A 10,428-nucleotide genomic window follows, 5' to 3' on the forward strand; every position below is an offset into this window, starting at 1 on the left:
AATGATGCAGATACTTGAATCATTCCGAGGAGTAGAGAGTGAACCATTGGCTTAAAAAAAGCGCTTGGCTTTTAGCAGGAAGCTTGTTGATGCCACCAACTGCTGTATTTGCTAATGAATACAGTGCGAGCTTTAAAGGCACAGATATTCAAGAGTTCATCAACATTGTTGGCCGGAATCTAGAAAAAACCATCATTGTTGACCCGTCAGTACGTGGCAAAATTGACGTGCGCAGTTATGACATGTTGTCAGAAGAGCAGTATTACAGTTTCTTCTTAAATGTTCTTGAAGTGTATGGCTATGCGGTTGTCGAAATGGACAACGGTGTTATCAAAGTCATTAAATCTAAAGATGCAAAAACGTCGGCGATTCCTGTTGTTGGTGATGGCTCAATCCAAGGTGACGCAGTCGTGACGCGTGTTGTTGCGGTGCGTAATGTCTCGGTGCGTGAGCTTTCCCCTCTGCTTCGTCAGCTCAATGATAATGCGGGTGCAGGTAACGTTGTGCACTACGATCCTGCCAATATTATTCTTATTACAGGTCGCGCTGCTGTGGTTAATCGACTGGCAGATATCATCAAGCGTGTCGACCAAGCAGGTGACAAAGAAATTGAAGTGGTTGAATTGGATAACGCTTCCGCGGCAGAGATGGTACGAATTGTAGACGCTCTGAACAAAACAACGGACGCGAAAAGTACGCCAGCGTTTCTTCAACCCAAGTTGGTAGCGGATGACCGTACTAACTCCATTCTTATTTCTGGTGATCCTCAGGTTAGAAAGCGTCTGCGTAAGCTGATTAAGCAGCTTGATGTTGAAATGGCGACCAAAGGTAACAACCGCGTCGTTTATTTAAAGTACGCTAAGGCTGAAGACCTCGTTGATGTGCTGAAAGGTGTCTCTGACAACCTGCAAGCAGAGAAGTCTTCTGGTTCTAAACAGGCTTCCAGTGCCAAGCGCGGTGAGGTGATGATTTCGGCTCACTCAGGTACCAATGCACTTGTTCTAACTGCTCCGCCAGATATTATGAACGCGCTTCAGGATGTGATTTCTCAATTGGATATTCGCCGTGCGCAGGTACTGATTGAAGCGCTGATCGTCGAAATGACAGAGGGTGATGGCATCAATTTGGGTGTTCAGTGGGGATCACTCGATACGGGCGCAGTTATCCAATATGGGAATGCTGGAACCAAGATCGGTAGTGTCATGGTCGGCCTAGAAGAGGCAAAGGACACTGTTGAGAGCAAGCCTATCAGAGATAGTACTACTGGTGAGATAAAATACTACGAACAAACAACGACGAAAGGCGATTACTCAACACTGGCTTCTGCGCTTTCTGGCGTTAACGGTGCAGCATTAAGTGTCGTCATGGGAGACTGGACTGCCTTGATCAGCGCAGTGTCGAGTGATACCAACTCTAACATTTTGTCTTCTCCGAGTATTACTGTGATGGACAATGGCGAAGCATCGTTTATTGTCGGTGAAGAAATACCGGTAATCACTGGTTCTGCTGCAGGATCAAACAACGACAACCCATTTCAGACTGTTGATCGTAAAGAAGTCGGTATCAAGCTGAAAGTAGTTCCGCAAATCAACGAAGGTAACTCGGTACAGCTCACCATTGAGCAGGAAGTGTCTAACGTTCTGCCTGCGACCAGTAACGCGGCGGTGGATGTTAGCTTTGCTAAGCGCCAACTTAATACGTCAGTGATGGTAGAAGATGGCCAGATGATTGTTCTGGGCGGTTTGATTGACGAGCGCGCACAAGAAAGTGAATCTAAAGTTCCACTGTTAGGTGATATTCCTTACTTAGGCCGTCTATTTAAATCGACCAGCTCTCAAATGCAGAAATCCAACCTGATGGTATTCATCAAACCAACCATTATTCGCGATGGTGTGACCGCAGATGGTATTACTCAGCGTAAATACAACTTTATTCGTGCTGAGCAGCTTTACAAGGCGGATCAAGGTCTGAGATTGATGGAAGACGTGCAAACGCCTGTGCTGCCTAAGTTTGGTGAAGATATTAGTCACCCTGCTGAGATTCAGGCTTTCCTTGACCAAATGGAAACGAAGTGATGGATGAGATAACCACTTTCCGTCGCTTACCGTTCAGCTTTGCCAATCGTTCGCAACTGGTTCTTGAACCTTCAGAGCAGGGGTTAGTTCTGTATTATGTTGCCCCTTTGGCGTTCGAAGCTTTAATCGAAGTAAAGCGCGCAGTGGGTGAATATTTTGAGTTGCGCGAAGTGTCTAAAGAGCAATTCGATTCAAAGTTAACGGAAGCGTATCAGCGTGACTCGTCGGAAGCCCGCCAGCTAATGGAAGATTTGGGCGCAGACAGTGATGATTTCTTCTCGTTGGCTGAGGATTTGCCGCAAGATGAGGACCTGCTTGAGTCCGATGACGATGCGCCTATCATCAAGTTGATCAACGCCATGCTTGGTGAAGCGATTAAGGAAGGGGCATCGGATATCCATATCGAGACCTTCGAAAAAGCGCTTTCAATTCGTTTCCGCATTGATGGCGTATTGCGTGATGTGTTATCGCCGAGTCGTAAGCTAGCGCCGTTATTGGTCTCGCGCGTAAAGGTTATGGCTAAGTTGGATATCGCCGAGAAGCGCGTCCCTCAAGATGGACGCATCTCTCTGCGCATTGGCGGCCGAGCGGTTGATGTACGTGTGTCTACCATGCCATCCTCCCACGGAGAGCGAGTGGTAATGCGTCTTTTGGATAAGAATGCGACTCGACTTGATTTACATAGTTTAGGTATGACTCCGGCTAACCATGAAAACTTCCGCCGTATGATTGAGCGCCCGCATGGCATCATTTTGGTTACTGGCCCAACTGGCTCGGGTAAGTCGACCACCTTGTATGCTGGCCTGCAGGAGCTCAATAGCAACGAACGCAATATCCTTACGGTTGAGGACCCGATTGAATTTGATATCGATGGTATCGGTCAGACTCAGGTTAACCCTAAAGTAGATATGACGTTCGCTCGTGGCTTACGTGCTATTTTGCGTCAAGACCCTGATGTTGTCATGGTCGGTGAAATTCGTGATTTGGAAACTGCGCAGATTGCTGTTCAGGCTTCGTTGACCGGTCACTTGGTGATGTCTACCTTACACACCAACACAGCCGTGGGTGCGATTACCCGCTTGCGTGATATGGGCATTGAACCGTTCTTGATCTCCTCATCATTGTTGGGCGTGTTGGCACAGCGCCTAGTTCGTACGCTTTGCTCAGATTGTAAAGAGGCCTACGAAGCAGACAAAGAAACGAAAAAACTCTTTGATGTTAAGCAAGAAGAACCCTTGGTTCTCTACAGGGCTAAAGGCTGCGAACAGTGTAATCAGAAAGGGTATCGTGGTCGTACTGGTATTCATGAGTTACTGGTGGTTAACGAGCAGGTACAAGAGAAAATTCATAGCGAAGCGGGTGAGCAGGTGATTGAAAAAACCATTCGTGAGCACACGCCAAGTATTCGTGATGATGGTCTGAGCAAAGTTCGTCAAGGTATTACTTCTCTTGAAGAAGTCATGCGGGTGACTAAGGAAGGCTAATGGCAGCGTTTGAATATAAAGCCCTCAATAAGAAAGGCAAAACCCAGAAAGGGGTCATTGAAGGCGATAACGCACGTCAGGTTCGCGCTCGGCTTAAAGAACAGGGTTTAATGCCTGTTGAGGTGAGTGAAACACGGCAGAAAGCCAAAAAACAGACTGAGCAAGCTGGGTTGACCTTCAAGCGTGGCATCAGCACACCTGACTTAGCTTTAATTACTCGCCAGTTGGCGACCTTGGTTCAATCAGGAATGCCGCTAGAAGAGTGTCTGAAAGCGGTTTCGGAGCAGTCTGAAAAACCGCGAATTCGTACCATGCTGCTGGCGGTACGTTCAAAGGTTACTGAAGGTTATACGTTGTCTGATAGCCTCGCGGACTTCCCGCACATCTTTGATGACTTGTTCCGCTCTATGGTGTCGGCGGGAGAAAAATCTGGCCATCTAGATGCGGTTTTGGAGCGTTTGGCGGACTATGCTGAGAATCGACAAAAAATGCGCTCTAAACTGCAGCAGGCAATGATTTACCCTGTGGTTCTGGTGGTTTTTGCCGTCGGTATAGTGGCGTTTTTGCTTGCTGCTGTCGTGCCCAAGATTGTTGGCCAGTTTGTTCAGATGGGGCAAGAGCTGCCTCAGTCGACTCAGTTCCTTCTTGCTTCCAGTGATTTTATTCAACACTGGGGTATTCAACTTTTAGTGGCTATGACCGCCCTAGTGTATTTGTTTAAGTTTGCTCTAAGTAAACCAAACCTGCGTTTGAGCTGGGATCGTAAGGTTGTTCATATGCCAATGATTGGCAAAATTTCTCGTGGCCTGAATACTTCTCGCTTTGCGCGTACCTTATCTATCTGTACTTCCAGTGCTATTCCGATCTTAGAAGGCATGAAAGTGGCGGTAGACGTGATGTCGAATCACTACGTCAAGCAGCAGGTCCTCAGCGCGACTGATAACGTTCGTGAAGGGGCGAGCCTTCGCAAATCACTCGAACAGACCAAGCTCTTCCCTCCGATGATGCTACACATGATTGCCAGTGGTGAACAGAGTGGTGAGCTAGAGAGTATGCTTACTCGCGCGGCTGACAATCAGGATGCCAACTTTGAATCAACGGTCAATATTGCTTTAGGTATTTTCACTCCGGCATTGATTGCACTGATGGCTGGATTAGTGCTGTTTATCGTAATGGCGACTCTGATGCCAATTTTAGAAATGAACAACTTAATGAGTGGATAGTCATACTGAGAGCGGTTTAACCTCTCGCTATGAACTTTTATTTGGAGAATTACAATGAAAAGAAAAATGAACAAGCAGTCTGGCTTTACGCTTTTAGAGGTGATGGTTGTTGTCGTCATCTTAGGTATTTTAGCGAGTTTTGTTGTTCCTAACCTTCTGGGAAATAAAGAAAAGGCTGACCAACAAAAAGCCATTACTGATATTGTTGCGTTAGAAAATGCACTGGATATGTACAAGCTCGATAATAGTGTTTATCCAACCACAGACCAAGGTTTGGAAGCGTTAGTCAATAAGCCATCAAGCCCTGAACCGCGTAATTACCGCGACGGTGGTTACATCAAACGCCTGCCAACCGACCCTTGGGGTAATGATTACCAATACTTGAGCCCAGGTGACAACGGCAACATCGATATTTTCACCCTAGGTGCTAATGGCCAAGAAGGTGGTGAGGGTGTTAATGCCGATATCGGCAACTGGAATATTCAGGATTTTCAATAAGGCAGAGGCGGCATAAGCCGCCCTCTTTTTCCTATGCGCCAACGTTACCCAACTCTTGCTCGTACTGGTTTTACTTTGCTGGAAATCTTACTGGTTTTGGTACTAGTATCTCTCGCTTCAGTAGCGGTGATCTCCACATTACCGACCAGTTCAAAAGACGTCGCGAAGAAGCAGGCAGAATCTCTCTTTCAACGAATATTGCTCCTTAATGAAGAAGCGATGCTCAGTGGAAGAGATTTTGGTCTACGCATCGATGAGAAAAAATCGGTCTACTATTTGATGTCGTTGGAAAGTGAAGGTTGGCAGAAGCTCAACATCGACCAGATTCCATACGAAACGAAGATGAATGAGTCGGTTGCTGTAACGCTGAATATGGGTGGGGGCGTATGGGCTGATGATGAACGTCTGTTCAAACCGGGAAGCCTGTTTGATGAAGATATGTTTGCTGAATATAAAGAAAAGAAAAAGTTGCGTCCGCCTCAAGTATTTATTGTTTCTAGTGGTGAAGTCACGCCATTTTCTGTTGCCATTTATCCTGAACAAGGCGATGAAGAGCAGGATGCATGGAAGGTAGTGGCAAAAGAAAATGGACAAATAGTGCTATTGGCTCCGGGAGAAAGCGAAGATGAAAGCTAAACGGGGTATGACGCTATTGGAAGTATTGGTTGCATTAGCGATATTCGCTACCGCTGCGATCGCGACAATTCGCTCTGTAAGCCAGCACATCAACACATTAAATTATCTGGAAGAAAAAACGTTTGCTGCATTAGTCGCTGACAATCAGATGGCTAAAGTCATGTTGGCAGGGAGTAAACCTAGTAAGAAGAAAGGTAAGGATGAATTAGCTGGGCGCGATTGGTTCTGGTCGATAGAACCTGTTGAGACCGCCGGTGATATTTTGCAGGCATTTGATGTCAAAGTGGCTACCAGTGAAAAAAGTTCGCCAGTGGTGACGGTGAGAAGCTATGTGGCGAAGTAAAACGTCTGCCCCTCAGGGGGGATTCACCCTAATTGAAGTACTGGTCGCCATTGCCATCTTTGCCAGCTTGAGCGTGGGTGCTTATCAGGTGCTCAATCAAGTCCAGCGCAGCAACGAACTGTCAATGGAGCGAAGTGAGCGACTCAAGACATTGCAACGTGCATTAGTGTTTATGGATGGCGACTTTCGTCAGATGGCACTGCGTCAGACACGTACCAATGGTGAGGAGTCCAATGGTCTGATGATACAGTGGAAAGAGTATTTGTTGGACTCTGATGCCAATGGGATCTTGTTCACTCGCTTAGGCTGGCATAACCCGCAGCAGCAATTTCCACGTGGCGAAGTGAGTAAAGTGGGTTATCGAATCAAGGATGATGTGCTGGAGCGTGTCTGGTGGCGTTACGCTGATACGCCTGCGGGACAAACGGGAATCGTCATGCCATTGCTCGACAAAGTGGAAAAGTTTAATGTGAAGTTCTTTGATGGCTCAGACTGGAAAAAAGAGTGGGATAAGAAAGCCACGTTACCTCAAGCAGTAGCGGTTGAACTTGAACTAGAAGATTATGGCAAGATTGAGCGTATTTATATGACGGCGGGTGGCGAAATGGGCGGTTCTGAGGAGAAAAGCAATGACAGCTAAACGCCCTCAGCGCGGTGTTGCCTTAATCGTGATTTTGCTCCTCTTGGCGGTGATGGTCAGTATCGCTGCCAGTATGGCTGATCGTTTGTTTAGTCAGTTTAAGCGCGCTGGCAGCCAAATCAGTTATCAGCAAGCGTACTGGTACAGTCTGGGTGTTGAAGCTCTCGCGAAGTATGGTATAGAGCAAAGTTATAAAGACAACGATGACAGCATTAATCTGTCACAGCCTTGGGCACAAGAGCTGAATAGCATGGCATTGGACTACGGCACCGTGAGCGGTAAGTTACATGATGCACAAGCCTGCTTCAATATCAATGCGCTGTCTGGTGCGGAGCAAACCACAGGGTCTGCTCAGCTCCCTTTCTTGGTGGAAAAGTTTCAGAACCTGCTTGAGGAGTTGCAGGTGGACAATTACGAAGCAGAAACCATTGCACAGTCACTATGGGAATTTGTTGATAGCAATGATTCGGTTAACTCCTCATCGGGCGTCGAAGACAGCCACTACGAAGGTTTATCACCTGCGTATTTAAGTGCCAATACACTGCTAGCAGACAGCAGTGAGTTGCGAGCAGTAAATCAGGTCAGTGGTGAAGTGATGGAAAAAGTCGCTCCAATGATTTGCGCACTGCCCACGTCTGATTTTCGTCTAAATGTGAATACCATTGCGCCTGAGCATGCAGCGCTGCTAGCGGCAATGTTCTATCCGAACCTGAGCTCGTCTCAGGCAAAACAGATTATAGAAAACCGTGGCCCTGATGGATGGGCATCAACGGATGACTTCCTCGCTGAATCGGACCTAAGCGGTTTGAGCGATGACGTCAAAAAACAAGTCAAAGGCTACCTGAGTGTCGATAGCGTGTATTTCGAGCTCGATGCTGAGGTGCTAGTGGATAAATCCAGGGTGCGAATTCGCAGCCTGTTGTTTAGTAATAATAGAGAAACTGCAACGGTAATACGCCGTCGCTTTGGAGGGATCGGTGAACGAGTTTCTAATCGTTCGGCTGAGCAAAAGTAAAACAGCAGCGATTCAATGGCTGGTTTGGTCAGAAAGCCAAAAGGAAGTGATAGCGAGCGGTGAACTGCAAAATCACCAGGATTTGAATGAGCTTGCCAATTACGCAGAAGGGCGCCAAGTTATTGTACTGGTGTCCGCAGCAAATCTAGTTCTAACGCAGCTGGAAGTCCCAGCAGGCGCGAATCGTCAGTTTGAGTCTATGCTGCCATTCATGTTGGAAGACGATGTGGCGCAGGATGTGGATGAACTACATTTTACTATTTTGGCAAAGGCAGCCAATCAGGCTTATGTCTGTGGTATTGACTATAGCTGGTTGGAATCAATATTAGCTGACATGCAACAGCTTGGTTTTGCTGTGCGTAAGGTATTACCTGATGCATTGGCTTTACCTGTCGCTGAAGAATCAGGCTTGAGTGCGGTTGAGCTGGATGGTCAGTGGTTGGTAAAAAAAGGTCAGTTCAGTGCGGTCAGTATTGAACTAGCTTGGTTGCCGTTCTTAGCTCAGTCAGATTGGGTGAAGCAAGGTGATGAATATCTTCCACTTCAGGCCTATTCACCCTTACCAGAACTAACGTTAGCCAATGATCAAAAATGGCACAATGAACAACCACAGTTGGTCATGCAGCTGTTGGCTGAACAAGCTGTCAAAAGTAAGTTCAACCTGTTGTCCGGTGAGTTTAAACCGAAGTCGTCTTTTGGTCGTCATATTAAGGTTTGGCGTAAAGCGGCAATTGCAGCAGGAATCTTAGTTGCCGTTCTCAGTGTCGACAACTGGCTGCAAATCCAAAGTGCTGAAACGCAAGCCAACGCCTATCGTGAGGAAAGTGAACGTATTTTCCGTCAAGTGACCAACATGAGTAAAATTCCGACTGTCACCTATCTCAAACGAGAAATGGAGCGAGAGGAGAACCGACTGTCTGGTGGTGGTAGTGGTGACTCGGTACTGGAATGGATGGTGAAAATGCCTCAAGTGATGAAGCAGGTCCCGAGCCTCAAGCTCACCAGCTTCAAGTATGACAGTACTCGCGGAGAAGTCAGGCTTCAGGCGCAAAGCAATGATTTCCAGACGTTTGAGAAAGCGCGTGAACTGATGTCTGGTCAATTTACGGTTGAGCAGGGACAACTGAGTAAATCAGGGACTCTCGTTAATGGCACCTTTGTGCTTAAGCGATTATAGGGAGCTGCTGGTGAAACAATTACTATCTACACTTCAGGCATGGTGGGCGGGTACCAGCCAACGTGAGCAACGTTTGCTGAGCGCTTGTTCGGTAATGTTATTTTTGGGTGTGATCTACTGGGGCATATTGCAACCAGTCAGTCAGCGTGCCGACATGGCGACGAATCGTATCCAGAGCGAGAAACAATTACTCAACTGGGTGAAAGACAAAGCAGACACTATCAGTCAACTGCGTGCTCAAGGCGGAGTGGCATCGTCGAGCTTGCCACTCAATCAGTCTATTTCTTCAACGGCTTCACGTTTTGGTGCAGAGCTTGTTAGAGTCCAGCCACGTGGCGAAGAACTGCAGGTTTGGGTTCAACCGATGCCATTCAATCGCCTAATTGATTGGATGACGTTCCTGCAGGAAAAACACGGTGTATCAGCTACCTTTATGGACATTGATAAGGGAGAGCAAGATGGGACTGTCCAAGTCAAGCGCTTACAGTTTGTTAAAAGGTAAAGCTAAGTGAAAAAAGTCATTCTGCTCAGTCTGACGTTGGTGATGGTCTTTCTGATTAGTGCTGTGGCGCATGTTCCAGCTCAGGTTGCGCTGAACTATTTACCATTACCACCTCAGCTAGTCGTTCATGGTGTTTCAGGTACCATTTGGGATGGTAGTGCCACAGGGTTAACTTGGCAAAGGCAGAAGTTAGGTGCCCTAAATTGGCAGTTGGCGCCACTCAAATTGCTCGTGGGTAAAGCTGAAGCACAGGTACGCTTTGGCCGTGGCAGTGATATGCAACTGACGGGACGTGGTGTCGTCGGCTACAGTATGTCTGGCCCTTATGCTGAAAACTTAATCGCTTCATTGCCAGTTGCAAAAATTCTCGAACTGGCGCCCCCGATACCTGTTCCAGTGGAACTTACAGGTCAGGTTGAGCTGAGTATTCATTCCATGGTTTATGTCGCTCCATATTGCCAGACTGGTGAAGGTTCAGTAGTCTGGAATGCCGATAAAGTGATTACGCCATTAGATGAGCTTAACGTTGGTCCAGTGGTGGTTAACTTTAGTTGTCAGGATAGCCAGATCTCACTGAAAGGCGATCAGAACAGCCAACAGGTGAACAGTGCGGCGGAAGTTATGATACAAGCTAATCGCAGCTATCAGGCTTCTGCTTGGTTTAAGCCGAGCGATGAGTTTCCTAGCTCGTTGGCAGAACAGCTGAAATGGCTTCCATCGCCAGACTCTGAAGGTCGTTATCAGTTTACTTATCATGGACGCCTTTAAATCTGTGGATATCCAATAAAAAGGGGCGTTAGCCCTTTTTTATTCGAGTGTCTCGTCCTGAAATGTG

11 protein-coding genes are annotated in these 10,428 nt (G+C 47.1%); all 11 read left to right on the forward strand.

Going from position 1 to position 10,428, the window contains the following annotated elements; all coding sequences use genetic code 11:
* Positions 1–38 precede the first annotated feature (38 nt).
* Genes gspD through TW84_RS23155 form a run of 11 tightly spaced genes read left to right on the forward strand, consistent with a single transcriptional unit; the run spans position 39 to position 10,361 of the window.
* Positions 39–2,075 (forward strand): type II secretion system secretin GspD, encoded by a 2,037-nt coding sequence (gspD, locus tag TW84_RS23105; RefSeq protein WP_045977952.1) that lies wholly within the window; start codon positions 39–41, stop codon positions 2,073–2,075.
* On the forward strand, positions 2,075–3,559 hold the full coding sequence (gspE, locus tag TW84_RS23110) for a type II secretion system ATPase GspE (RefSeq protein WP_045977953.1): 1,485 nt from the start codon (positions 2,075–2,077) through the stop codon (positions 3,557–3,559). Before gspD ends, gspE begins: the two co-directional genes overlap by 1 nt.
* On the forward strand, positions 3,559–4,782 hold the full coding sequence (gspF, locus tag TW84_RS23115; RefSeq protein ID WP_045977954.1) for a type II secretion system inner membrane protein GspF: 1,224 nt from the start codon (positions 3,559–3,561) through the stop codon (positions 4,780–4,782). The genes gspE and gspF overlap by 1 nt, the downstream gene beginning before the upstream one ends.
* 54 nt (positions 4,783–4,836) lie before the next feature.
* Positions 4,837–5,280 (forward strand): type II secretion system major pseudopilin GspG, encoded by a 444-nt coding sequence (gene gspG, locus TW84_RS23120; RefSeq protein ID WP_045977955.1) that lies wholly within the window; start codon positions 4,837–4,839, stop codon positions 5,278–5,280.
* Positions 5,281–5,313: 33 nt separating this feature from the next.
* Positions 5,314–5,916, forward strand: a complete 603-nt coding sequence (gene gspH, locus TW84_RS23125) for a type II secretion system minor pseudopilin GspH (RefSeq protein WP_045977956.1) — start codon at positions 5,314–5,316, stop codon at positions 5,914–5,916.
* Positions 5,906–6,259 carry a type II secretion system minor pseudopilin GspI gene (gene gspI / locus TW84_RS23130; RefSeq protein ID WP_006957215.1) on the forward strand — a complete coding sequence of 118 codons (354 nt, stop codon included), beginning with the start codon at positions 5,906–5,908 and terminating at the stop codon, positions 6,257–6,259. Before gspH ends, gspI begins: the two co-directional genes overlap by 11 nt.
* Entirely contained in the window at positions 6,246–6,899 is a 654-nt protein-coding gene (gene gspJ, locus TW84_RS23135) for a type II secretion system minor pseudopilin GspJ (protein WP_045977957.1), read from the forward strand. Before gspI ends, gspJ begins: the two co-directional genes overlap by 14 nt.
* Positions 6,889–7,914 carry a type II secretion system minor pseudopilin GspK gene (gspK, locus tag TW84_RS23140; protein ID WP_045977958.1) on the forward strand — a complete coding sequence of 342 codons (1,026 nt, stop codon included), beginning with the start codon at positions 6,889–6,891 and terminating at the stop codon, positions 7,912–7,914. Before gspJ ends, gspK begins: the two co-directional genes overlap by 11 nt.
* Positions 7,877–9,091: a type II secretion system protein GspL gene (gene gspL / locus TW84_RS23145; protein WP_045977959.1), complete on the forward strand. Its 1,215-nt coding sequence runs from the start codon at positions 7,877–7,879 to the stop codon at positions 9,089–9,091. Before gspK ends, gspL begins: the two co-directional genes overlap by 38 nt.
* Positions 9,092–9,101: 10 nt before the next feature.
* Positions 9,102–9,593, forward strand: coding sequence for a type II secretion system protein M (locus TW84_RS23150; RefSeq protein ID WP_045977960.1), 492 nt, complete (start codon positions 9,102–9,104; stop codon positions 9,591–9,593).
* A gap of 6 nt (positions 9,594–9,599) precedes the next feature.
* On the forward strand, positions 9,600–10,361 hold the full coding sequence (locus tag TW84_RS23155) for a type II secretion system protein N (protein ID WP_045977961.1): 762 nt from the start codon (positions 9,600–9,602) through the stop codon (positions 10,359–10,361).
* The last annotated feature ends 67 nt before the right edge of the window (positions 10,362–10,428 follow it).

It is taken from the genome of Vibrio neptunius (assembly GCF_000967495.1).
GTDB lineage: Bacteria > Pseudomonadota > Gammaproteobacteria > Enterobacterales > Vibrionaceae > Vibrio > Vibrio neptunius.